The sequence below is a fragment of the bacterium genome, from assembly GCA_019912885.1.
GTDB lineage: Bacteria > Lernaellota > Lernaellaia > JACKCT01 > JACKCT01 > JAIOHV01.
On sequence record JAIOHV010000080.1, the window covers coordinates 21,593 to 45,640 of the forward strand.

Consider the following 24,048-nt stretch of genomic DNA (forward strand, 5'->3'; position numbering starts at 1 on the left):
CGCGGCCCCGCGGGGCGCTTCAGATAAAGTAGTCTTCCATCAGCTCGGCGCCCGGGGTCACCGCGTATTTTTCGAAATCCGTCACGCCTTCGGCGCGCAGCACATCCTCGTCCACGAAGAAGTTGCCGTTGCAGGTTTTTGCGTCCCGCGCGAGGATCGCGCGCGCGGCATCGCCCATGACGGCGGGCCAGCGACCGCGAGCGACGACATCGTCGCCGCCGAGAAGGTTTTGAACAGCCGCGGTGGCGATGATCGTCCGCGGCCAGAGCGCGTTGACGCCGACCTTGCCCGCGAACTCGCCCGCCATCCCCAGAACGCACATCGACATGCCGAACTTGGCCATGGTGTACGCGACGTGCGGCGCGAACCAGCGTGTCTCCATGTTGAGCGGCGGGGAGATGTTGAGGATGTGCGGATTGGCTGCCTCGAGCAAATGCGGCAGGCACGCCTGCGAACAGACGTACGTGCCCCGCGCGTTGATCTGGTGCATCAGATCGTAGCGCTTCATCGGCGTCTGAAGCGTGCCCGCCAAAAAGATCGCGCTCGCGTTGTTTACCAGCACGTCGATGCCGCCGAACGTTTCGACGGTCCGCTTCACCGCGCTTGCGACGTGATCCTCAAAGCGGATATCGCATACGAGCGCCAGCGCCTTTCCGCCGGCGTCTTCGATCTCCCGCGCGGCGGTGTGGATCGTTCCGGGCAGCCGGGGATGCGGCGTATCCGTCTTGGCGAGGATCGCGACATTCGCGCCGTCCGCAGCGCAGGCAAGCCCAATCGCCAGGCCAATCCCCCGGCTGGCGCCGCTGATGACCACGGTTTTGTTTTTCAAATCGGGCACGAAAACCTCCTCCAATATATCGACGACGAACCGCGACCGTCTGGGGGTGGGTCTCCTGGACACGGACACCGGGATTGGGATGGGGCGTTACTCAATCCTCAATCCTCTATCCTCAATCCTCCTTATCCGTCCTCGTCCGCGACGTAAAGCGCCGGCGCCTCCGCGCAGGCCGCAATCACGAGCGCCGTCACACGCGCCTCGGCGGCGGCGGCGCATTCCACGAACTCGGCCCGCGCGGAAACGACAAGCTCTTGCGGCGTGTACGTGTCCTTGTACGTTTTCATGAAAAGGTTCGGCACGTCGCTGCGGATCCATCCCCACGCCAAAAGCTCGCGCGCGAGTTCGTCCGCGGCCTTCGCGTCGACGGTGTACGAAACGATGACGTCCTTGCCCATGAAACCCCCACGCCGACGCTATCCGATGGGCGCGCATGCGGCAATCGCGAATGTGTGAAGGCGATCCGCGGATTACGCAGATTTCGCGGAGGATCCTTCGCTTCGCTCAGGATGACAGTATTGCTCCGGGTAGAGATGCCGCGGAAATGACGGCGAAAATGTCCGCAAAATCTGCGTAATCTGCGTAATCTGCGGATACCTCCCGGGCGATTCGTTACTCCAGCGGCGCCGCCTCTCCCGGCGCGGCCGTCAGTTCGTTCAACAAATCGGTGCGCCCATACACGCTGCCGAGCGCCTCGATGAGCGCATGAATATCCACCGCGATCGAGCGCGAGACGCGGTCTTCGTAAACGTACTGGATCGCGAGCGAGGCCATGTTGCCGTCGAACAGCGTTCCAACCAGCTCGCCGTTTGCGTTGACGACCGGGCTGCCGGAATTGCCGGGGAAGGTGTCCGCGGTGCTGACGAAGTTAAACGGCGTCGCCAGGTCGATGCGATCGCGCGCCATTTGCCAGCGCTCCGGCAAGTCGTACGGCGCCGCGTCGGCAAAGCCCAGATTGCGATCGAACAGGCCGTGGTAGGTCGTAAACGCGGGGTAGGTGTATTCGTTTTCGAAATAGCCCGACACGCGCCCGAACGCGAGACGCAGGGTAAACGTCGTGTCCGGATAAACCGTGCGGCCGAACGCCGCGAAGCGCGCCGCGGCGAGCGTCTCGGCGGCGCGCTCCTCCACGCTTTCGACCTCGCGGTCATAGCGCTCACGCAGCACGCGAAACTCGGGCTCGATCGCAAGCGCCAGGCGCACAAGCGGATCCTTCGATTTCTCCACCGCCTTGCGTCCTTTTTTCATAAGGGCGACGCGCGCCTTGGCATCGTCGAGCTTCGTGCCATCCATGACTTGGCGCGCAACCTCCGCCGGCTCGCGGCCGTCGAGCACCTTGCGTACGAGGGGATCGTTTTCGCCGAGACCGTCGCGAAGCTGCGTCAGCGCGGCCGTCAAAAGCACGGCCTCGAACTCCTTGTACACCGGCGCTTCGCTGCCGATCTTGTGCTTGAGGCTGTCGACGTTCGCGTCGCGGTACTCCTCGAAACGCTCGCCGTTCGGCTTTTGCAACTCGCCGGTCAGCATCACGATCTCGTGTACGTCGCTGAAAAGGCCGCTGCCCCAAAGACGCAGATGTTGCCGGCGCTCGTAAAACGCGCCGCTCGCCTGCTGCGCGCGCGCGATGTCGGCGAGAGCCGCGTCGTATCGCGCCAACAGGTTGGCGTCGGTCAGCGCGGTGCGCAGCGCGTCATGCTCCGCGGCCTTTTTCTCCATCACGCGCGGATCGCCAAGGCCGCGCAGGTAGCCGGTGATGACCTTCAGCGAATTCTCGACGCCGAATTTCAACAGCTTTGCCTCTCGCGCGCTCTCCTCGCCCCGCGCGGAGTACGCATCGATGACGTCGAGACGTCCGCGTAGCTGTTCTTTCCAGAACGGGTAGCGGACATCGCGCAGAAACTCGAGCTGCGCAAGCGTCGCGCGGCGCTCGCTTGTCGCCGGATGGCCGGAGATGAAAATGGCGTCGCCGTCCGACAGATGTTGCGTCGCGACGCGTAGATACGCCGGTGGCGCGACGGGCTTGCCGTCGGCGTCGTAAACGCGCATCAGCGCGTTATCGAGGCAAAAGCGCGGGTAGTTGAAGTTGTCCGGATCGCCTCCGAAAAACCCGAGCTGCCCCTCCGGCGCGAACACCAGCCGCACATCCTCCCAGCGCTTGTAACGGTAGATCCAGTATTCGCCGCCGCCGTACAGCTCCACCACTTCGCAAAGCAGGCCCGTCGCATCCGTGCATTCGGTTTCGATGCGCGCGCTTTCTTCCTTGCGCGCCTTCTTGCCCGCCGCCTCGTCTTCGGCGGCGAGGCCCGCGTCGATGACGCGCCGGCTGACATCCTCCATCGACATGAGCGTGCGCGCATCGAGCCCCGGGCAGCGCGCCTCCGCCGGCGCGGACGTGCCGTAGCCGTCCTTCATGTAATCGTGCGCCTCGGACGACAGCCCCTGGATGCACGCGGCCGCGACGTGGTGATTTGTCAAAAGCAGGCCGTCGGCGGATACCCACGACGCGGAGCCGCCGTCGGAAAGACGCGCGGACGACAGGCGCAGATGATCGAGCCACTCGCTGGTGAGCATCACGCCGTAGCGCTCCCTGATCTTGTCGAGCGGCGGGTTGTGAAAGGTCCACGGCCCTTCGTCCGCGGTAAGCGGCGCGGCCAAAGTCAACAGAACGCAAAACACGATCGCGGAAGTGGCGAATTTCACATCGGACTCCTTGTCGGATCAGGCGAACGCTTCGTAACGGGATTCGGCGGGCGGGTCAATTCGTTGCGCGACCATGCGCGAAAACTCCGCACCCGTGCCCGATAGAAAAGATGGACACGATGGACCCAATGGACCCGATGGACTGTTGACGGACGCCCTTGCCGGCGCGATGCCCATTCGATGTTCCACAATCGCTTCGTGCCCTCTGTGCCTTCGTGTTGAATTGCGATTCCTGCGATTCAATTCCGCCCTCCGCCCTCCGCCCTCCGCACTCCCAATTCCCAATTCCCAATTCTCTCATTACACTTCGCGTCCATGGTTTCCTCGCATCTCGTTCCGCTCGATCTTCCGTCCGAAATCCTGCTTATCTGGGAGCAGCCGGGGCATCCGCAGACCGATTTCGGCGCGTGGCTGTTCAAGGGGGCGCTCGATTCGGACGCGCTCGCCGTCGCGTGGCGGCAGGCGTTACGTGGCCGGCCGACGTTTTCCGCGCGTATGGCGAGGGTGCGTCATGGGTTGTTCGAGGAACTGGCGTGGCGGCTTGTGGATGCGCCCGCGCCGATTGAGGTTTTTGACGACGCCGCGCTCGATGTTCCCGTCGACGCGATCGAGGCGCGCATCCACGAGCGGATGCGTCCGATCGTCACCGCGGGGCAGAATCTCGAACTCGAGCCGCCCGTGCGTCTTTTCATTCATCGCCTGCCGCACGGCCACGCGGCGATCATCGTGCTGTTCCACCATGTCGCGACCGACGGAGGCGGCCTGTACGACTTCGTCGCCGACCTGCTCGCGCGCTACCATCGACTTGTCACCGGCCGCGTCGCGCCTTTTGCGGGTGTTGCTGCGCTGCACGCGCAGGCGGTTGCGCCAAGACCCATCGCGCCTGCATCGGTGACGCAGTACCTGCGCCGATTCGCGCTCGACCGCGCGCACGCGCCGACCGGCGCCGCGCAAATGGCCAGCACGCCCGACCCCGATCCCGCGAACCGCCGGATGATGATCCGACGCATCATCGGCGACGAGAGGCTCCAGGCCGCGTTTCGCGAGCGCGCCCGGCGAGAGGGCGGGACGCTCTCGGATCTCGCACTTGCGGCAAGCAAGCTTGCGCTCGAAGAATGGAACAGCGCGCGCGGCGCGCCGCCGGGCGTGATGGCGCACGGCGTCGCCGTGAATCAGCGCGCGCGGCGCCGCGCGACGGATACCGCGGGGCAGGGCAATCCGATGTCGGCGATCATCGTGGCGTCGAACGCGGGCGAGCGCGGCAGCGCCACCGGGCTCCTGCGGCGCGTCGTCGGCGAGCGGATCGAACAGATGGATCTCGGCATGGACGTGCGCATGGCGCGCATCGCCGCGGGCGCGATGCTGCTGACGCGTGCGCTTCCGGTAAAAACGCGTCACGCCGTTCTGCGGCCGCTGTTCGACATGCCGGGGTCATTTTTTCTGACAAACCTGGGCATCGTCTGGCCCGAGATCATCGACGGCAAACCGACGGGTGAAACCATGCTCCGCGAGGCGGGCGGTCTTGAACTTCTTGAGATTCACGGAAGCGTCGGCACGACGCCGAACAACGCATTGGCGCTCATCCTGCGAACGTTTCGGCGGCGGCTTTATCTGACGTTCGCGGTGGGCGGACACAAGATTAACAGGGCCGACGGGCAGGCGTTCGCGGATCTCGTCGTGTCGAAGATGCTCGGGTATCTGTAGACACGGAGATCCTTCGCTTCGCTCAGGATGACAACAGCGCGTCAGGACAACAGCGCGTCAGGGCTACAGCGTGTCAGGGGTGAAAGCGCCGTCGAGACGCGATGGTTCCGTCCCGATGCGATTTTTTCCATTCCCGCGCGTCAGGCGGATTCGACCAGAATCTCGACTTCCTCTGTGGATTCCGCGTCGTCATGCGCCGTCGGTTCGACCCCGTCCATCTGGGGCCAATGGAACCTGTAAAGCGCGTCGAGCTGCTTGATGAACTCGACGAATCGCTCCTCGTGATCCTTCTTGAAGGAGATGATCCGCATCCCGGCGCCGTGGGCGTGATCGAGCTCGTCCGGTTCGCATTCAAAGCTCGACACGACCTCCGCAAGGCACATCACGGGTTCGTCGAGCGCGGGCGATCGAAGCGCCAACTCGTGATGCGAGCCGACGGGAAGGGGCATGCTAGTACGCACGTACAGGCCGCGCGCGGAGACGTTCGTCGTCGCGGCGTCGAGAAGGTCGAACACGTCCGAGCCGTTGACCTCGACGATCGCCTGATAACGCGGATGCTCGCGGCGCTCATAGTCGTACCGGATCTGCTCCTCGACCCACTCATCGTACGCGGGGCAGGTTTCGGTCAGGCGCACGCCCAAAAGGAATCGGTGCTTGGCGATGCGCGGCAACTCGCGGCGCCAGACGACGTCGCCCGACAGCTTCATGCTCGGAAGCTTGGGGACGTTGAGATGAATCTCCATGTGATCGCCCATCTCAATGTTACTGCTCACCGCGACACCAAGACCGGTTTTCGCCACGTCATGGACAAAACCGAAGCACTCCCGCGTCGGCTGGATGATTTTCGCAAGCAGATTCTTCGCCACCCGAATCTGGCGTCGATGTTCGGACATGGGCGCACCTCCTCTGTGCTCTACCCATCGTTTCGGCGGGTTTGCCGTGTGGCATGAGCATCGGGCGACGGGACGGGAGGATTGAGGGTCGAGGATTGAGGATTGAGAAAATCGCAACACCGGCGCGCGTTGCGATTCCTCTATTTCCTATTTCCTGTTTCCTGCTTCCTGTTTTCTATTCACGACCCCCACTGCGACGGGTCGAGAACGATATCGCAGTTCACGAACGGCTGGCCCGCGGTGTTGATGAACGGCGAGGCGCAGTACTGAAGAATGAAGGCCATCTCCGGGAATCGGACGGCGCGGTCCTCGCCGTCGTTGCGCGTCGGCTCGAACGGATAGACGCCGTCTCCCACGGACTCGTCCCACAGATCGTGATACGGCCACGCGCCGTAAAAGTCGGCGGAGTACGAATACTCATCGACCAGCAGGCGCGTCTCGTCGGCGGTCAGCGGCAGGCCCGCGGCGGCGGACGCGGCGAGAAAGCCCGCGTAATCCGCGTCCCATTCCAGGTTTGCCGCGCGGCCGTCCGCGTCGTTCATGATGTCGTTCGCGCGCGTCGCGAGGCCTTCGATCAGGTCGTGCGCCATGTCGTTTTCGCCGGCGACAAGGGCATTTTCGACGGCGGAGATGTGGAAGTAGCGGATGATCGCCCAGTTGTAATAGTGCTGGATCGTCGCGATGAGATCGTACAGCCAGCCGATTCCGTTGCCGCAGTCGTTTTCGAGCGCATCGCCATAGCCGATGAACGCGCTCGAGATCTTCGCGGTGCACTCGCCGTTCGGCACGAAAGGCTCATAGAGCACAAAGCTCGCCAGATCCGCGACGATCCCGTTTTCCGCGATCGGCACGTACGCGTTGCCGTATTTGTCCTTGGTGCGAATGTGGTATTCCGAATCGACAATGTCGCGCGAGAAATCCCGCAGCTTCTTGAGCGCCTGTGCGGCCGCGGCCTTCACATCCGCATCGGGCGCGTCCTGCGCCGCGTACATCAGCGGCACGGCGACGCGCATGATGTGCGGCACGTCATCCTTGCTGCGCATGTTGCGAAGCCAGATCGGCCCCCAGTGCGGGTTCGTGTCGTTCGGAATCGTGTGCGCGTTCCAGTCGTATTTCTCCTGCTGCTTGACGGGATCGTAATCGACGACGGCGTGCCGCCCGTCCTCCGTGTACTCGTGATTGACCGTGAACGGCGTGCGCGGCATGAGGTCCTTTTCCGGGTCCTCGTCGTCGTAGTCCATCGACAGGAACAGCGCGTCGATGCCCTTGCTGTAATCCTCCACGAGCCGCGCGAACATCGGGTCGCCGCTCGCCAGATAGCCGCCGACCGCCGCGCCGAGCAGCTTGCCCAGGCGGATCATCAGGTTGTCCGCGCCGCCGACGTGCGCGAACGTCACCGTGTCGCCGCTTTTGGTGACCGTCGTGTCCTGCCAGTAGAGCTTGTATTCGGGATAGCCGTTGCCGGCCGCGGTATCGTCGTAGCCGTGGCCGATCCACGTCAGGCGCTCCCAGAAAAACGAATCCTTCCAGAAGCCCGTGATCTTCGTCGTGAAGTCGTCGATTTCCTGCTGCGTCAGCGGCGTGCCGGCCGCGGGGCGCGTGAACGAAAACGGCAGCGAGGTCGGCAGGGCTTTCGGCGCCGGCGCGCCGGCTTCAACGGGCCGCGGAGCATCCGCCGGCGTCGCGATCGCCTCGCCCGGCAGCGTGCGCACCAGGCGGAATCCGAGCAGGCGCCAGTTGTAGCCAGGCTGATGTCCGCCGCGCCACGCGGGGCGCTGGCGCACAGGGGCATACCAGCGATAGCCGCCTCCCTTCGCTACGCGGAAGTGCCCGCCGGCCGCGCCGGTCGGATCGGTCGCGTCTCCGGAAACATCGGACTCGTACCAGTCCCACGTCCACTCGAGCACGTTGCCGATGACGTCGTACAAGCCCCAGTCGTTCGCCTGCTTTTTCGCGACGGGGTGCGTCGTGTTCTTTCCGTTGAAGCAGTACCACGCGATCGCGTCGACGTTCGGATCGACCGTTTCGCATGTGTGCGACGTGATCTCGCCGTTCGGAAGCGCGGTCGTCGATCCGGCGCGCGCGGCATACTCCCACTCCGCCTCGGTCGGCAGGCGGAAGCCTTCGCACTCCTGGAGCGTCGCCGCGTTCAGCGTGACCGTCGCGCTCCAGACGCCGCCCTTCGTGGCGCAGTCGGCCACGCCGTCCACCTCGTCTTCGTTGTCGCAGACCACGTCGTCGAACGCGAAACAAGGGTCATACCCTTCCTGCGCGGAGAGCTGATTCGCGTACACGAGCGCGTCAAACCAACTGACCTGTTCCACCGGACGCAGGGGGCTGTCGCCGTAAACCGGAAAGTTCGCCGGGTCAAAGCCCGACAACGTGCGGAATTGCTCTTTCGTGACCTCCGTCTCGCCGATCTCGAACGCGCGACTGATCGTCACCGTGCGCTGCGCTTCGTCCGCGTCATGTCCCGGCTCGATCGAAGGGCTGCCCGCGAGAAACGCGCCCGCCGGTGCGTACACGAATCCTTCCGTCGTCGGAGGGATGTCGTCATCGTCCGCGTCGTCATCGTCCACGTCGTCGTCGATATCGTCGTCATCCGCGTCGTCATCGTCGGTGTCGTCATCCAGATCGTCGTCGCCCGCGGTATCGTCGTCATCGCCGGTATCGTCATCATCGACGTTCGGAAGATCGCCGGTATCGTCGTCGTCATCGTCGTCGCCGCAACTGCACGACGCGCCGAAAACGCCCACGAACGCGAGCGCGAAAAGGGTGAGCAACAAGGTCAACCTGCGAGCCGTCATGGACATCCCTTCCCTCGTAAACGTGCGCCAAACGCGCGGACGGTTTGATCGAGAAGCTATCGTCAAGCAAACGCGCCGCTTGCGATGGCCTCTTTTCTCTTTCCTCTTTTCTCTTTCCTCAATCGGCCTTCACGAATTTCGCGACGACAAGAGCGATGAGCGCCCACGTCGATGCGTAGAACACGAACTGCGTGATCCAGTAATCCCAGACGTGATGGTACCAGACGGGAAACGAGATCGCGATCGCGAACGAGCCGAATATGCCGACAAGCGTCGTAAATTTCCAGCGCGCCGCGAAGGTCGGCAGCGACGGCGCGGCCATGCGGACTGGCACGGCCAGAAGCAGCGTCGATACGATGAAATGCAGGAAGCCGAAGACGTACGTGCCAGGAGCGGCGGGGTCGAATCCGCCCTGCGTCAAAAACACCTGCGCGATCGGGCCGCGCAGCGTGCGTTCGTGCATCGCTTTCATCGCTTCTTCGGTGTCCTCGGCCGGCATGCCCGGCACGAAGTACACGCCGTCCGGCGCGCCGGTGTCGCGTAAATAATTCTGCACCGCTTCTTCGTCGGGGAAGGAGCCGATGGCCATGTTGGCAAAGGGCAGGGCCATCCACCAGATGCTGCCCCAGATCATGCCGGTCACCCCACCCAAAACGCACGCAATCGCAATGCCTTTCATATTGGCTCCCGAATGATGGCGACGACCTGCCAGCCTTCCAGCCTTCCAGCCTTCCAGCCTTCCAGGCTTTCAGGCTTTCAGCCTTTCAGCCTTTCAGCCTTCCCGTCTCCCAGCCTCTTCATCACGTTCGGCAGTGCGCCAGCCCGTTCTTCTCCAGATACCGCTGGTGGTATTCCTCCGCCGGCCAGAAGGTCGACGCGGCGGTGATCTCCGAGACGATCGCGCGCCCGCCGAACGTGTCCGCCGCCTCGTGTTCGCGCTTCGAGCGCTCCGCGGCGTCCTTCTGATCGGGCGTATGATAGAAGATCGCCGAGCGATACTGCGTGCCCACGTCCGGCCCCTGGCGGTTTCGCGTCGTCGGGTTATGCCCGCTCCAGAAGACCTTCAGCAGGTCGTCGAAAGCGACCTTGTCCGGATCGTATTCGACCTGCACCGCCTCCGCGTGGCCGGTCGTGCCCGTGCAGACCTCTTTATAGGTCGGTTCATCCTTGTGCCCGCCGGTGTAGCCGACGGTCGTGTTCGAAACGCCGGGGATATGCCGGAACGCCTCCTCGACGCCCCAAAAGCACCCCATCGCGAATGTGGCTTTTTGCATGGCTAGCTCCTTGCTTCTGCAGCGCGATCACCGTTGCCCGACGCGCGACCGTGCCCGATGGACACTATGGACATCATGGACACGATGGACCGAATGAACGATTCAGCATCCGCATCCATCGTCATCGTCATTGTCGTCGTCGTCCGTAGCATCGTCGTCACCGGCGTCGTCATCGGCCGCATCGTCATCGTCGCTCGTATCGTCATCCGCCGCGTCGTCGTCGCTCACGGAGTCGTCGTCCGTCGAGTCGTCATCATCGTCCGAATCGTCGTCCGTCGCGTCATCGTCGGTATCGTCATCGACCGTGTCGTCATCGGCGCTGTCGTCATCGGCGGAGTCGTCGTCGTCATCGTCGTCGCCGGTCAGGTCGTCGTCGCCGAGCGGTCCCGCGTCGCCGAGGATTCCATAGTACACCGCGTACCAATAGCTGAGCAGGTAATCGAGGCTCGGCCCGGTTTCGGTGGGTGTATCGGCTTCGGAGCACGCGATGTGATACGGGCTGCGCTCCCACAGGTGTGAGGTCCAGCAGCGGTCGTCCACCTCGTGCGCCTCGGCCGTCTGCGGGTCAATGTCGAAAATGTCTTCCAGCCAGGGGTACTGCGACAGGAAATTATCGGCCCACACCGAAAACGGATCGAGCGGCAGCACGGAGCAGTCCACGTGCCGCTTGTAGTTCGGCGGATCCCAGAAAACGGTCAGCCCGTGTTCGATGTCGTCGGCGATCGCGTCGAGTTCATCCTGGTCGCAATCCCCAAGACGAAGGCATGTCTGGATGTAGATCGCGTCGAACAAAGCGGCGTGCGTTCCTTCGACCATCGATCGGACGTTGACGTTGAAAATGCGGTTCAGGTGTTCGAGCCGCTCGCGGTCCGGCCACAGGCGGTGGATCGCGTTCCACACCGGGTGGTTGTTGATGAACGCGAAATACTCGAAGTACTTGTTGAAAAACGTGAAGGTCGAAAACCACATCAGGTTCTTGACCTTCTCGTATTCCGAATCGAGCAGCGCCCAGTACGCCGGATCGCCGGTCACGTGCGCGACTTGCAGGATGATCGACAGGCGGATGTCGTGCCCGATGCTCGACGCGGGCCATGTGTCGCCCCACGGGTCGATGATCGTCCAGTTGTTCGCGACGAGCGTGTCGATCACCTCGCGGAAGTCCGCCTCGATCGTGGCGCGCATCGCGGCGTCGTCCACCAGGTCGTGCGCCCAGGTCTGGCTCCAGAACCAGGTGATGTATTTGTCGCGCGACTGCCGCCCCACCCAGAACGCGCCCGCGTAGTCCCCCTCGCCGGGGATCTTGTTATCGGAGCCCTCGAACTCCACATTCCACGGCGCCTCGTCCGGCGCGACGTAGCGTGCGATGTAGCCCGGGTCGCCGGTGACCTTATGGACGTGGTGGAGATACTCCGCGATGCGCAAAACCTCGGCGCGCGCGTCGGCCGCGCCGGTGACGGCGTAACGCATCGCCTGCGTCACGAGGTAAAAGCCCGTCCAGTCCTCGCTGTCGCCCGCGCCTTTGGTGCGCAAAAGCTCCGTGCGCGTTTCGTCCGTGAAGATGCGATCCGACACGCCGCCCATCCCGCCGCTATGCCACTGGCGCAGAAAATCCTCGTAGTCCGCGGTCTTGGCCACGAGGTACGGGTCGACGCCGGTTTGGGCGAAGGCCGCGGGGGCGAGCGCGAAGAAAACGGTCGCCAGAGCCGCAAAAAAAATCGCTTTCGAATTGTTCATCGATTCCTCAAAGTCAATGCCTGTTTCGCGCGACGTCATCCTGAGCGAAGCGAAGGATCGGGCCGTACCTTGCTGACGGCCACGCTTTCCGCAAACGGCCACGCTTCATCCGGGGCGAAGCCGGATCCTTCGGCTCGCTGCGCTCGCCTCAGGATGACGATTCCACGCGACGTGAAGGAACGGACATCCTGATTCGCAGCGTCGCAGAATAGCGGAAACCGCGAGTTCGAGCACCACGCTCGCTTGACAACCCCTTCGCCGCGCGGCACACAACCCGGTCGCCGTATCGCGCACTTTCGCGCCGGCAAACGGGGGCGGGCATGGGCCACGTTCACATCATCCGCGACTTCTTCTCGATCCCCGAGGGCTACAACCGGACGATCCGCATCTACACGCCGAACGCGTACGACGCGGAACCCGACCGCCGCTTTCCCGTGCTCTATTTCCAGGACGGGCAGAACGCGTTTGCGCATCCGGAGTCGGCCGTCTATCACACCTGGTGCGCGAACGACGTCATCGAGCGCCTTGCCGCCGAGGGCGCGACCGAACCGTGGATCATCGTTGCTATCGACCACGGCGTGCAGCGCTTCGAGGAATATTCGCCCTGGGACGATTACGCTGTCGGCGTGCAAGGGCGCGGATCGTACTACACCGACTTCCTGGTCAATCACCTCGTCCCGTACATCGACGCGACCTACCGCACGCGCCCGGAGCCGCAATGGCGCGGCACGATCGGCGCGAGCCTCGGCGGGCTGATCTCGCTTTTCGTCGGCTGGCGGCATCCGGATGTCTTCGGGCGCGTCGGCGGCGTATCGCCGTCATTGATGTGGTGCCAGGGGTGGATGTTCAGTTCGTGGAAGGAACACTCCCGGAAATGGACGCGCATCTACCTGGATGCCGGCGAAAACGAGCGCGTGGACTGGGCGGGCGTCGATCTGGACTACGGCAACACCGTGCGCAATTTCCACGACCACCTGCGTTCGATCGGCTATGCGGCGCACGAGGTGCACATGGTTATCGAGCCACACGGCAATCACCATGAGATCGACTGGCAGCGGCGATTGCCGGAAGCGCTGCGCTGGCTGCTGGGGTGAAATTGAAGATTGCAGATCGAAGATTGAAGATTGGCCGTCGCGTTTCGGGCCGGCCGCGCGTCCTGGCAGACGCGCCGCGCGATCCGTCGGCCATCGCGCCTGTGCCGGAAATTCTTCAATCTTCAATCTTCCATCTTCAATCCTCCACCTCCTCAATAAACGCAATCACCTCCCTCAACACCTCCTCGTCCTGCATCCGCACCAGGTACATCTCGTCGCCCATCGCCTCGGAGAACACCGAGGGCATGTCGCGGTGCAGGATGACCGCGTCGCCGAATCGTTCGCGGATTTCGCCATCCGTGCGCGCGTAGCGTCGATCGCGCCGGCGGGAGACGTTCGCGCAGAGATACTTTCGCTCGAACGCGAAGTCTGACACGTCTTTGCCGCAAATCATCCGCGCCCAGAGGTCGTACACATCGATGTCGCTCGCGTAATTCATCATGTCCGTCGTGAAACCGCCGGGCGGACGGACGTTGATCTCGAGCGCGCGGAACTTTCCGCCGGCCTCCTCGAAAAACTCGAGGTGGAAAAAGCGCCCCTTGAGTGCGAACGCCTTTACGGCCTTTCGCCCAAGCTCGCGCATGAGCGGGGGAATTTCGCGGCGCGAGTAATAGTGCATCGGCAGACGCTGGTTGACGATATCCATGATGCCCGCGCTGTACACGTGCGAGGTCTCGTAGACGATGTGGCCCGCGTCGTCCACGAGCCCGTCGTAGCTGCCGAGCCGCCCGGTGATAAACGCCTCCACGACGTATCCCGTCAGGTCGGTCGCAAGCGCGCTCGCCAGCTCGTCGTCGTTTGTCAGCTTGAAGGTGCGCGCCGCACCGACGCCCTGATCGGGCTTGAGGACCACCGGGTAGCCATGCCCTTTCACGAACGCGCGCAGACCCGCTTCGCCGGCATACGGCTCACCGATGCTGCACGGCACGCCGGCCTTTTTGAACACCTCGCGCATGTGCGTCTTCGAGCGGTACTTCGGCAGGTCCTCGGGTTTCAAGCCGGGGATGTTGAAATCCTCGCGCAGGTGCGCCTCCGCCGCGAGCCAATGCTCGTTCAGGGAATCCAGGCGATCGATCTTGCCGTGCTTGTGAACAAGAAACGCCAGCGCCCGCAACAGCGCGTCGCCCTCGTTCATGTTCGGCACGAAGTAGTAGTCGGCCAGCGCGCGGCGCAGCTCGTCGCGAAGGTTCGTGGACGGTGCGTCGCCGATGCCAAGGATATTGCCGCCGTTTTTTCGCACCGCCTCGCAGAACAGGTAGTACTGCGGCGGAAAATGCGGCGAGAGAAAGACGATGTTCAAAGGGGCGCCTCCGGCGTAAGGCTTCCGGACTCCGGAGATCGGCGACCGCAAAATGCGTTCAACACAAAGCCCCAAAAAACACAAAACGCACGACGCGCATGATTTCGCTCCGAAACTTCGTGCCCTTGGTGTCTTCGTGTTGAAAGACGCGATTCAAATCCGAAATCCGAAATTGCATTGATCGCCACGATTCTTGGGAAACACTCCCGGCCGGTCAAGCGCCTGATTTGACAGGCCTTTCCCGCCGGGCGGATACTTGGCGGTCATGACACGATTTGGAAACGACCGACTCAAGCAGATGACGCAGTCCGAGATTCGCGCGATGACGCGCGAGTGCGAGCGCGTCGGCGGGATCAACCTCGGGCAGGGGCTTGGCGATCTGCCAACACCGCCGCTTGTCGTCGCGGGCGCCACACGCGCCATCGGCGCGCGGCAGAGCCTTTATTCCTTCCCGGAAGGCATTTTGCCGGCGCGGGAGCGTATCGCCGAAAAGCTCGCGCGTGACAACGGCCTTTCGTACGACCCGAACGGCGAGATCGTCGTGACGATCGGTGCGTCCGGCGCCTTCGCGGCGACCCTCATGGCGCTTCTCAATCCCGGCGACGGCGTATTGCTGATGGAGCCGTATTACGGATACCACCTGAACACCGTGACGATCGCGCACATGACACCGCAGTTCGCGACACTGACACCGCCGGATTTCACGGTGACGGCCGAAGCGCTCGACGCGGCGGTGACGCCGCAAACGCGCGCCATCGTCGCGTGCACGCCGGGCAATCCGAACGGCCGCGTCATGACGCAAGCGGAACTGGCCGCGATCGCAAGCGTCGCGAAACGGCATGACCTGCTTCTGATCACCGACGAGGTTTACGAATATATCGTCTTCGACGGACGCAAGCACATCTCGCCCGCGACGGTGGACGGCATGCGCGAACGCACGGTGACGATCTCAAGCCTCTCAAAGACCTTCAGCATCACCGGCTGGCGCGTGGGATACGCGGCCGCGCCGCGCGAGTTGGCGCGCGCAATCACGCTTGCGAACGATCTGTATTACGTCTGCGCGCCAACGCCGTTGCAGCACGGCGTGGCGGAAGGCTTCAACGCGCCGCCGGAATTTTTCGCCGAAATCGCCGCGACGTACGAGGGCAAGCGCGACATCCTTTGCGACGCGCTCGCCGACGCGGGCCTGCATCCGCTCGCGCCGCAAGGTGCGTACTACTGCCTCGCGGATATTTCCGCATTGCCGTACAAAACCGCCAAGGAAGCGGCGATGGCGATCCTCGAGGATGTCGGCGTCGCGGCGGTGCCCGGCACCGCGTTTTATCAGTCGGCCACGGGCGAAAAGCTTTTACGTTTTTGTTTCGCGAAGGAAGACGACGTTTTGGAAGAAGCCGGGCGGCGCCTGCGGCGATTTCGCGCCGGCTCGTAAACGCGAAGGGGGATCATCATGGCCAAGCTGACGACGGAAGATGGACGCACGTTCACCGAAATTCCCGACATCGAAAACGAGCTTTCCGCGCTCGGCATTCGCCTGAACCGCTGGCCGGTGGGCGACGATCCCGAACTGTGCGACCTGCTCGCGCGGCCGACGCTGACCGACGGCGAAAAGGCGCGCGTGCTCGAATCGCTCGACGGCTATTTCCGCCGGCTCGCCGAGTCCGACGGATACAAGACGCGCGATCTCATCGTCATCAACGAGGAGGTGCCAAACCTCGAACAGATGCTGGCGAAGTTCGACAAATGCCATACGCACTCGGAGGACGAAGTGCGTTACATCGTGGACGGCGAGGGAATTTTCGGATTCGTGCGGCCGGACGGCAGCCAGGTGGAGCTGATGGTGGAGGCCGAGGAATACATCAACGTGCCGACCGGCACGGAGCACTACTTCTATCTGACGCGCGCGCGGCGCATCAAGGCCGTCCGCTATTTTACGAGCACCGAGGGGTGGACGCCCGAATACACCGGCACGCCGCGCCGCCTCGCGTAATTTCGCGTCACGCATGGCGAACGAAACGATCGAGGTCGATTACCGCTTCCCTCCAGGGGTCGACGCGGCCACGCAGGCGCGCATCATCGCGACCGGCCAGACCGCCGGCACGTGGGACGCGCGCCATACGCATCGTGAGTCCGCGCTTCTGTCGCATCTGGCCGAGGTTACCGGCGTCGAAAGGCGCGACGATGGATCGTCGGTTGCCACCGTCGCGTTTCCCGCCGCGAACGTCGAGGGCGATATCGCGTCGCTCCTCACCATGATCTTCGGTAAATACTCCATGGCCGGACCCGCGAAGGTTGTCGGCCTGCGCCTCCCGAATGGCTACGGTACGCCGAACAAGTACGGTACGCGCGGACTGCGCCGCCTGCTCGACGTGCCCGAGCGCCCGCTTTTGATGGCGATCTTCAAGCCGGCGCTTGGCCTTGTGCCGACGGATTACGCGAGCATCTACCGCGAGATCGCGGGAGCGGGGCTCGATATCGTGAAGGACGACGAGATCGTCGGCGATCTGCCGGACGCGCCGGTTTTCGCGCGCCTGGCCGCGATCCGCGAAGCCGCGTGGGACAACGAAAGCAGGAGCGGCCGCGCAACGATGTATGCCGTCAATCTGACCGGCCCGGCGGATCGGTTGCGCGAGCGCGCCCTTGGCCTCATCGACGCCGGAGCGACCGCGCTGCTTTTCAACGTGCTGGCCTACGGCTTCGCCGCGCTCGAATCGCTCGCCGCGGATGAATTCATCAACGTACCGATCTTCGCGCATCCGGCGCTGGCGGGCGCATGGTGCGGCGCGCCGGATCACGGATTCTCGTATGACGTTTTGCTCGGCACACTCTTCGCGCACGCGGGCGCCGACGCGGCGCTCTATCCCGCGAGCTACGGCAACCTGCCGATCGACGCCGAAACGGAGTCGCGCCTTGTCGCCGGGCTGCGCAAGCGCGGCACGGCGCCCGTGCCGTCCGCGGGCATCACGCCGGGCATCGTGCCGCGCGCGCTGGCCGATCACGGCAACGACATCATCTTGAACGCGGGCACCGGCATCATGGATCACCCGGACGGCGCCGCGGCCGGCGTCGCCGCGTTTTTCGAGGCCATCGAACGCGCCCTGCGGGGCGATCCGGTGACGCGCGATGCCGTACCGGAAGGGGCGCTCGCGCGCGCGCTCGAAAAGTGGGGCATGACGTGAGACGCGCGGTCTTCTGCGATTTCGACGGCACGATCACCGCGAGCGAGACGTTCGCCGACGTCATGCGAAAGTTCGCGCCCGAAAAGGCCAACGAGTTGATTCCGATGATCTACGAGCAGTCCGTCACGCTGCGCGACGGGATCAAGGAGATCTTCCGCACGATCCCTGTCGGTGCTTACGATGACATCATCGAGTTCACACGCGGCGCGAAAGTCCGCCCGGGTCTCGACGAATTGCTCGACTACCTGAACGGCATCGGCGTGCCGTTTGTTGTCGTCTCCGGCGGGTTACGCGGCATGGTGGAGGAGATCATCGCGCCGTATCGCGCGAAGGTGCAGGCCGTCTTCGCGCCCGATGTGGATCTCAATGACACGCACATGCACATCCGCTCCGATTTCGAATCGGAAACGGAACTGCTCTCCAAAACGAAGGTCATGGATTGGCTCGGTATCGGCGAGCGCGTGCTCATCGGCGATTCGGTGACGGACCTCGAGGCCGCGCGCGTTGCGGATCTGGTATTCGCCCGCGACCGGCTCGCGGAATATCTGCTGGGCGAGAGCGTTGCTTTCGTGCCGTGGGAGACGTTTCTCGACGTGCGCGATCACCTGTCGCAAATCCATTGGGCGACCGGCCGATGAACGATCCGCGCGAGACGCTCGTCCGCCACGCGCGCGCGTTTTACGAGCGCGGATGGATGGCCGGCACCTCCGGGAATCTCTCGTTGCGCGACGGCGACGACATCCTCATCACCGCGTCCGGCCGCGCGAAAGGCGAACTGACGCCCGATGACATACTTTGTGTCCCGATGGCGCTTCATGTCGCTACGACGGCGGAGATGTCGCTCGCCGGCACGCCGCGCCCCTCCGCGGAGTTGGCGATTCATCGCGCGATCTACGAACTCTATCCCGGTGCGCGCGCCGTCTATCACGTGCATACGGTCGAGGCGAATTGGCTGACGGCAAACGATGCGCGCGAGATCGAGCTGCCGGCGCTCGAGATGCTCAAGGGCTTCGGTATCGCCGACGAATCCGCGCGCATGACGGCGCCCATCTTCGAGAATCATGCGGACGTTGAGCGAATCGCGCGCGACGTGCGCCGCCGATTCGCGGCCGCGCCGCCGGATCTCCCCGCGCTTCTCATCCGCCGTCATGGCCTGACGACGTGGGCCGAAAGCGCCGACGCGGCGAGGAATCAGGTCGAGTTGTTCGAATACATCTTGCGGTACCTGGCGCTCCAAAATCGCGCGCGTTAATCGTTTTTCCGCGCCCGTGCCCGAATTGGCGATGGATAAAATGGACATGATGGACGGCATGGACATCATGGACAGCGGGCAAGCGCGTTTGCCGTTTGCCGATGCAATGGCCATTTCGCATTCCGTGGTATTCTTCCGCGATTCAAATTCCCGGGGGTGGCCGTGCGTTCTTGCGTTCGTCGTTTGGGTTATCGCGTCGCGTTGGCATTGGTTTTTGCTGTCGCCGGATTCGCGGCATCCGCCGCGCCGGCGAGCGCGCTTGGCCTTGTCGCGCAATGGCCGACGCTCGACACCTGGGAGCACCGCACGGCGTGGCCGGTGTTCGCGGTGTTCGACGCGGGGGTTGATCCGGCGACCGTGAACGGCTCGTCGCTTTTCGTTTCGCCGGCGGGTGCGCCCGGCAGCCCGATCGCCGGGACGATATCGGTGGAGACGACGAACGTCGCGGATGACACCGTCATTTTCACGCCGGACGATCGCCTGACTCTCGGCGCGCCGTACATACTCCAAATCACGACGGACATCGAGACTCCCGGCGACGATCCATTTGACGGCGTCGTTCCCGGTGGCGGCATGTTTGTCTCGAACGTGCCGATGGACCTGGAGCGCCCGGATTACGATCCGCTCAATCCGTTCGGCCTGTTCGTCAATTCCAACGTGTTGCCGGGATTCGACGTGGTCGATCCGGAATCGACGGACCCCGACAAACCCTGGACGATCCCCGGCATGGGCGCGACCCAGGCGTGGAAACTCACAACCGGCCGGCCGGATGTCGTGATTGCGATCATCGACAACGGCCTTGCGCTCTACAACAACCGCGAAATCGCGGACCGGCTCTTTTTGAACGTCGGCGAATTGCCGATGCCGCAGGACGGCGGCACGCCGTGCGGCACGTACGACTGCAACGGCGACGGCCGCGTCGCGGCGTCCGACTACGCGAACGATCCGCGCGTGCCCGCGCCGCCGCCGGCCTATCCGCTTTCGCCCGCGGAGCTTTTGGCCGCGTTCGCGGACGGCGTGGATAACGACGGCAACGGCTACGCGGACGACATCAGCGGGTGGGACTTTTTTCGAAACACTCCCGACGCGATCGGCATCGACGAGTGGCCGGAGGGCGCGCACGGCGACGACCGCGCCAAGGACGCCTGCGCCATGGCCGACAACGACGAGGGCGACAAGCCGGGATTTTGCCCGAATTGCACCGTCCTTCCGATCCGCGTCGCGGACGCGATTCTCGCCTCGCACAATCAGGTGGGGCAGGGCGTGCGTTATGCGTCGATGATGGGGGCGCAGGTCGGCGTGGCCGCGTCCGGCACGCCGGATTACAACCGCGATATCGAGGACATCATCGCCGCCGCGCACGACGGCGGCATGTTGCTCGTCGCGGCGGCGGGTGATGAACTCGGCTTTCACCACTCCTATCCCGCCGGCGGCGAGGACGTGCTTTCCGTCAAATCGATCTTCCCGATGCCGAACGTCGAGCTGTTCGACTTCTTCCCGATCAACCTCATCGCCTACACGGAAACGTATTGCACGAACTACAACGAACACGTTCACCTGGCCGGCGCGTCGGGCGCGTGTTCGTCGGAGGCGACCGGAAACGTCGGCGGCGCCGCGGGGCTCATCTTGTCCCGCGCGTATGACCTTGGCATCGACCTGTCTCCGAACGAGGTGAAGCAGATACTCATCAAGTCCGCGGACGACATCGCCAACCGGTGCGTTACGTTGACGGGCGGCGGATGCCAGCCGGGATTCGATCGCCATTTCGGATACGGGCGGCCGAACCTTGCCCGCGCGATGGAAATGCTCGGCGACGGCCTGGACGCGCTTATACCCCCCGAGGTGCGTATCACGAGCCCGCGCTGGTGGGCGCTCGTCGACGCCGCGCAATCGACGCAGGTTTCGATCGAGGCGTTTATCCACGCGCGCGGCGACGATTTTGATTTCGTCGTCGAGGCCGCCGTCGGCCCGGAACCGCTCGGCGCCGAGTTCGTCGAGATCGCCTCCGGTTCCGGCAGCTCGCCGGTCACGGGCGTCGTCGCGACGCTGGATCTGACGGCGTTTTTTTCCGATGCCGAACTTCGCGGCCCGACGGCGGACCCGGACGATCACACGATCACCCTGCGCGTCCGCGCCACGTCGGAAACGGGCGCCCAGGGCGAGGATCGCAAGGCGATCGCCGCCTACACCGACGACGATCCGGCTTCCGGATGGCTGCCGGGAACGCCGTTTGATCTTGCCGCATCCGGCGAAAGCTCACCCGCGCTCTACGACCTGGATGGGCGCGACGGCGGGCTGCTGGAAATCATCTTCGGAACCACGAACGGCAAGATCGAGGTGTTCGGCTGGGACGAGGCCGCGGGGAAATACGCGCGCCGGCCCGGCTTCCCTGTGAACATCCAGGACGACTCCGGTCCGTACGAATTCGACTTCGCGCTTGCCTCGCCCGCCGTCGCGGACCTGTACGGCGACGGCGTGCCGTACATCGTTACCGCGTCCGGCGGAGGGCGCGTCTTCGCCATCCACCCGAACGGCAATCTGCACACGGACGAAAACGGCGATCCCGATCCGTTCCTCGACGGCTTCCCGTACGTCGTCCCCAAACCCGATTCGACAACGCCCAAGGGCTTCGGGCACGGCAACGCGTTTGCCGCCTCGCCCGTCGTTGCGGATTTGAACGGCGACGGCGTGATGGAAATTATCGCCGCGAACTTCCAGGCGAAGATCTTCGTCATTACCGTGTTCGACGCGAAATCCGGCGCGAAGGGAGGCGACCACCCGGGATTCCCGGTCGCGGCGCTCTCAACGGCGGGCACCGTGCCGGCGAATCTCGTTTGCAAGGACGACGGCGGCGACCCCGTCGAGGGCATCCAGATCCTCGGCACACCCGCGGTCGGCATTCTCGATCCGTCGTCCGCGGACCCGGCGCTTTCGCGATTCCCCAGTATCGTCGTGCCGACGACGGAGGTTTGCTACGACGGTGCGAGGAAGACCGGGCGCCTGTACGCGATCCGCCACGACGGCAACGCGGGCGGCGGCTCGCCGTTCCACGTCGGCTGGCCGCTTGCGCTTCCCGCGCCGCTCGCCGACGCCCTGCCGATACCGCCGCTGACCTCCGGCATCACCGCCGCGCCGGCGATGATGCACGACGGCGCCCGCACGGTGATCGGCACGGGCGCGTTCGCGTATCTGCCGCAGCTCGTCACCGTCGAAAACGGCGTCATCAACACGCAGACGCTGCCCGCCAATTTTTCGGTCAACATCTCCGGGCACGGCGCGTTTGATCGCGTGACGCCGGGCGGCGATATCCACTATGCGCTGCCCACGACATCCGCCGTCAAGGGCGTGGACGGCTGGCTGAGCCTTCTTCGTCCCTTGCTGCTGGCATGGAATCTCGACGGCCCGACGCTCGAGCCGATCTTCTCGGCGAACCTGGAGGACATCAATTTCTACGTCGCGCCGATCTTCGCCGACGTTTCGGGCGATGGCGTGCGCGAGGTGGTCGCCGGTAGCTCGGGCTTCATGCTTCACGCGGTTTCGCCGGACGGCACCGAACCCGCGGGCTGGCCGAAATACACCTTCAACTGGATGATCGCCTCGTCGGTCGCCGGCGACGTGGACAACGACGGCTCGCTGGATGTTTTCCAGACGACGCACGAAGGCCAGCTCTTCGGCTGGCGCACGCCGGGCGCGGCGTGCCTTGAGGGCGAGCTCAATTCCGGCTGGCGGCGATTCCACCACGACGAACGCAACACGGGCGTGCTCGGCACGGACACGGCGCCGCCGGGCGTCATTCTGGATTTTACGCGCAACGCCGCGCCGAACGGCGGCACGCGCCTGCGTTTCGACGCGCCGGGCGACGACTGGTATTGCGGCGCGGCGGCGGGATACGACATTCGTGTCGGGGACGATCCGGACGCGTTGCTGACGCCCGAGGGATTTCTCGCGGCCCAGGTCGTCGCCAACGACCTGCAACCGAAAAACGCCGGCATTCTGGAGCAGCTCGACGTGGACTCCGAATCGCCCGACCGCCACTACGCGATTCGCGCGATCGACGATGCGGGCAACCTCGGCCACATTGCGTTCGCGTCGCCGGCCGGCGCGGGCGATGACGACGACGATGCGGATGACGATGATTTCAATGACGACGATGACGCGGCGGACGACGATGCCGCGGTCGGCGGCGATGACGACGATGACGATGACGGCGGGTGTTGCGGCTGTTAAAATGCGCACTGGGGCAAGGATGGGTCGATTCAAAGGATGGATGCGCGGATGATCGGGACGATTCAACGCGCGATGGCGCTTTTTGCCGTCGCGCTTTCGGTTTTTGCGTTTGTTTTCGTGGCCAGTTGCGGCGACGACGACGATGACGATGACGCCGACGATAATTCGGATGACGACGCCGATGACGTGACGTGGGTCGCGCTGACAGGCGGCACGTTCCTCATGGGCTGCAAGGACGAGGACCAGTGGTGCGAAATCGGCGACGGCGAATTTCCGCAACACGAGGTGACGATTGGTCCGTTCGAGCTGATGGCGACCGAAGTGACGCAAGAGCTTTACGCCGAAATCACCGGGCTCGAGCCGAGCTACTTCGAGGACTGCCCGCAATGCCCCGTCGAAAACGTCACCTGGGATGACGCGGTCGCCTTTTGCGAGCAGCTTGGCGGGCGCCTGCCGACCGAAGCCGAGTGGGAATTTGCCGCGTGGGGCGGCGTGGATACGCTGTATTACTGCGGCAACGACGAGCAGTGCGTTGACGACATCGCCTGGCACTCGCAAAACTCATACGGAAAAACGCACCCCATCCGCCAAAAAACGCCGAACGACTACGGTCTGTACGACATGCTCGGCAACGTCTTCGAGTGGGTCGAGGACTGGTTTGACGCGGAGTACTACGCGAACTCGCCGGCAGAGAACCCGACCGGCCCCGCGTCGGGCGAAACGAAAGTGATTCGCGGCGGAAGCTGGCTTTTTCATTACCAGGGACCGCTTCGTGCGTCGTGCCGCGAGGCGAATGATCCGGATACTCCGCGATCGAACGTCGGGTTTCGCTGCGCGCGCTGAACGCGATTTTCGCGAATCATGACGAGCGTCATACCCGGCAATTGACAAGTCCGGCGAGGTCCATTAAATAGGACCGAGCTGGTGCTCAATTGTTCGCAAGCAGATTCGGACGGGCACGAACGCAGACATAGTTAGAGGCCTGAGGTCACAGAACCCGGAGCCCGAACGAGCGGAACAGCCGCTTGTTTGGGCTTTTTTCGTTTGGAGTT

At 63.9% G+C, this 24,048-nt stretch carries 18 protein-coding genes; 9 read left to right on the forward strand and 9 right to left on the reverse strand.

Annotated elements, in window-relative coordinates:
- Nucleotides 1–19 precede the first annotated feature (19 nt).
- From K8I61_06720 to K8I61_06730, 3 genes are all read right to left on the reverse strand, one after another.
- Complete coding sequence (locus K8I61_06720) at nucleotides 20–838, reverse strand: NAD(P)-dependent oxidoreductase (protein MBZ0271711.1); 819 nt, start codon at nucleotides 836–838, stop codon at nucleotides 20–22.
- A gap of 122 nt (nucleotides 839–960) precedes the next feature.
- Complete coding sequence (locus K8I61_06725; protein ID MBZ0271712.1) at nucleotides 961–1,233, reverse strand: hypothetical protein; 273 nt, start codon at nucleotides 1,231–1,233, stop codon at nucleotides 961–963.
- Nucleotides 1,234–1,447: 214 nt separating this feature from the next.
- Nucleotides 1,448–3,535, reverse strand: a complete 2,088-nt coding sequence (locus K8I61_06730) for a S46 family peptidase (protein ID MBZ0271713.1) — start codon at nucleotides 3,533–3,535, stop codon at nucleotides 1,448–1,450.
- Nucleotides 3,536–3,850: 315 nt separating this feature from the next.
- Here K8I61_06730 and K8I61_06735 point away from each other — a divergent pair, with 315 nt between their 5' ends.
- Entirely contained in the window at nucleotides 3,851–5,239 is a 1,389-nt protein-coding gene (locus tag K8I61_06735; protein MBZ0271714.1) for a hypothetical protein, read from the forward strand.
- 140 nt (nucleotides 5,240–5,379) lie between these two features.
- Here K8I61_06735 and K8I61_06740 read toward each other — a convergent pair whose 3' ends face one another.
- From K8I61_06740 to K8I61_06760, 5 genes are all read right to left on the reverse strand, one after another.
- Nucleotides 5,380–6,132: a PilZ domain-containing protein gene (locus tag K8I61_06740; GenBank protein ID MBZ0271715.1), complete on the reverse strand. Its 753-nt coding sequence runs from the start codon at nucleotides 6,130–6,132 to the stop codon at nucleotides 5,380–5,382.
- 179 nt (nucleotides 6,133–6,311) lie between these two features.
- Entirely contained in the window at nucleotides 6,312–8,939 is a 2,628-nt protein-coding gene (locus tag K8I61_06745; protein MBZ0271716.1) for a formylglycine-generating enzyme family protein, read from the reverse strand.
- A 118-nt stretch (nucleotides 8,940–9,057) separates the two neighbouring features.
- Entirely contained in the window at nucleotides 9,058–9,618 is a 561-nt protein-coding gene (locus tag K8I61_06750) for a hypothetical protein (GenBank protein ID MBZ0271717.1), read from the reverse strand.
- A 121-nt stretch (nucleotides 9,619–9,739) separates the two neighbouring features.
- Nucleotides 9,740–10,213 (reverse strand): peptide-methionine (S)-S-oxide reductase MsrA, encoded by a 474-nt coding sequence (gene msrA / locus K8I61_06755; protein ID MBZ0271718.1) that lies wholly within the window; start codon nucleotides 10,211–10,213, stop codon nucleotides 9,740–9,742.
- Between the two features lie 102 nt (nucleotides 10,214–10,315).
- Nucleotides 10,316–11,947, reverse strand: coding sequence for a hypothetical protein (locus tag K8I61_06760; protein ID MBZ0271719.1), 1,632 nt, complete (start codon nucleotides 11,945–11,947; stop codon nucleotides 10,316–10,318).
- 320 nt (nucleotides 11,948–12,267) lie between these two features.
- On the opposite strand from K8I61_06760, the gene K8I61_06765 reads away from it, so the two are divergent.
- Nucleotides 12,268–13,041: an alpha/beta hydrolase gene (locus K8I61_06765; protein ID MBZ0271720.1), complete on the forward strand. Its 774-nt coding sequence runs from the start codon at nucleotides 12,268–12,270 to the stop codon at nucleotides 13,039–13,041.
- Nucleotides 13,042–13,177: 136 nt separating this feature from the next.
- On the opposite strand, the gene K8I61_06770 is transcribed toward K8I61_06765, so the two are convergent.
- On the reverse strand, nucleotides 13,178–14,341 hold the full coding sequence (locus K8I61_06770; protein ID MBZ0271721.1) for a carboxylate--amine ligase: 1,164 nt from the start codon (nucleotides 14,339–14,341) through the stop codon (nucleotides 13,178–13,180).
- A gap of 265 nt (nucleotides 14,342–14,606) precedes the next feature.
- Between K8I61_06770 and K8I61_06775 the strand changes: the two genes are divergently transcribed.
- From K8I61_06775 to K8I61_06805, 7 genes are all read left to right on the forward strand, one after another.
- Nucleotides 14,607–15,770, forward strand: coding sequence for a pyridoxal phosphate-dependent aminotransferase (locus K8I61_06775; GenBank protein MBZ0271722.1), 1,164 nt, complete (start codon nucleotides 14,607–14,609; stop codon nucleotides 15,768–15,770).
- An 18-nt stretch (nucleotides 15,771–15,788) separates the two neighbouring features.
- A complete protein-coding gene (locus K8I61_06780; protein MBZ0271723.1) occupies nucleotides 15,789–16,328 on the forward strand; it encodes an acireductone dioxygenase in 540 nt (179 codons plus the stop codon).
- A gap of 13 nt (nucleotides 16,329–16,341) precedes the next feature.
- Nucleotides 16,342–17,517 (forward strand): 2,3-diketo-5-methylthiopentyl-1-phosphate enolase, encoded by a 1,176-nt coding sequence (locus K8I61_06785; protein ID MBZ0271724.1) that lies wholly within the window; start codon nucleotides 16,342–16,344, stop codon nucleotides 17,515–17,517.
- The gene (locus tag K8I61_06790; GenBank protein MBZ0271725.1) at nucleotides 17,514–18,155 is read left to right on the forward strand and encodes an HAD-IB family phosphatase; all 642 of its coding nucleotides are present in this window, start codon (nucleotides 17,514–17,516) and stop codon (nucleotides 18,153–18,155) included. Before K8I61_06785 ends, K8I61_06790 begins: the two co-directional genes overlap by 4 nt.
- Nucleotides 18,152–18,769 (forward strand): methylthioribulose 1-phosphate dehydratase, encoded by a 618-nt coding sequence (mtnB, locus tag K8I61_06795; protein ID MBZ0271726.1) that lies wholly within the window; start codon nucleotides 18,152–18,154, stop codon nucleotides 18,767–18,769. The genes K8I61_06790 and mtnB overlap by 4 nt, the downstream gene beginning before the upstream one ends.
- Nucleotides 18,770–18,970: 201 nt before the next feature.
- Nucleotides 18,971–22,996 carry a S8 family serine peptidase gene (locus K8I61_06800; protein MBZ0271727.1) on the forward strand — a complete coding sequence of 1,342 codons (4,026 nt, stop codon included), beginning with the start codon at nucleotides 18,971–18,973 and terminating at the stop codon, nucleotides 22,994–22,996.
- 36 nt (nucleotides 22,997–23,032) lie between these two features.
- Nucleotides 23,033–23,839, forward strand: a complete 807-nt coding sequence (locus K8I61_06805; GenBank protein ID MBZ0271728.1) for a formylglycine-generating enzyme family protein — start codon at nucleotides 23,033–23,035, stop codon at nucleotides 23,837–23,839.
- Nucleotides 23,840–24,048 lie beyond the last annotated feature (209 nt).

Excerpts from the sequence above, each read along its gene's own strand:
- K8I61_06725 (MBZ0271712.1), bottom strand. The coding sequence starts at position 1,233 with ATGGGCAAGGACGTCATCGTTTCGTACACCGTCGACGCGAAGGCCGCG.
- K8I61_06735 (MBZ0271714.1), top strand. The coding sequence starts at position 3,851 with ATGGTTTCCTCGCATCTCGTTCCGCTCGATCTTCCGTCCGAAATCCTG.
- K8I61_06740 (MBZ0271715.1), bottom strand. The coding sequence starts at position 6,132 with ATGTCCGAACATCGACGCCAGATTCGGGTGGCGAAGAATCTGCTTGCG.
- K8I61_06745 (MBZ0271716.1), bottom strand. The coding sequence starts at position 8,939 with ATGACGGCTCGCAGGTTGACCTTGTTGCTCACCCTTTTCGCGCTCGCG.
- K8I61_06750 (MBZ0271717.1), bottom strand. The coding sequence starts at position 9,618 with ATGAAAGGCATTGCGATTGCGTGCGTTTTGGGTGGGGTGACCGGCATG.
- msrA (MBZ0271718.1), bottom strand. The coding sequence starts at position 10,213 with ATGCAAAAAGCCACATTCGCGATGGGGTGCTTTTGGGGCGTCGAGGAG.
- K8I61_06760 (MBZ0271719.1), bottom strand. The coding sequence starts at position 11,947 with ATGAACAATTCGAAAGCGATTTTTTTTGCGGCTCTGGCGACCGTTTTC.
- K8I61_06765 (MBZ0271720.1), top strand. The coding sequence starts at position 12,268 with ATGGGCCACGTTCACATCATCCGCGACTTCTTCTCGATCCCCGAGGGC.
- K8I61_06775 (MBZ0271722.1), top strand. The coding sequence starts at position 14,607 with ATGACACGATTTGGAAACGACCGACTCAAGCAGATGACGCAGTCCGAG.
- K8I61_06780 (MBZ0271723.1), top strand. The coding sequence starts at position 15,789 with ATGGCCAAGCTGACGACGGAAGATGGACGCACGTTCACCGAAATTCCC.
- K8I61_06785 (MBZ0271724.1), top strand. The coding sequence starts at position 16,342 with ATGGCGAACGAAACGATCGAGGTCGATTACCGCTTCCCTCCAGGGGTC.
- mtnB (MBZ0271726.1), top strand. The coding sequence starts at position 18,152 with ATGAACGATCCGCGCGAGACGCTCGTCCGCCACGCGCGCGCGTTTTAC.
- K8I61_06805 (MBZ0271728.1), top strand. The coding sequence starts at position 23,033 with ATGGATGCGCGGATGATCGGGACGATTCAACGCGCGATGGCGCTTTTT.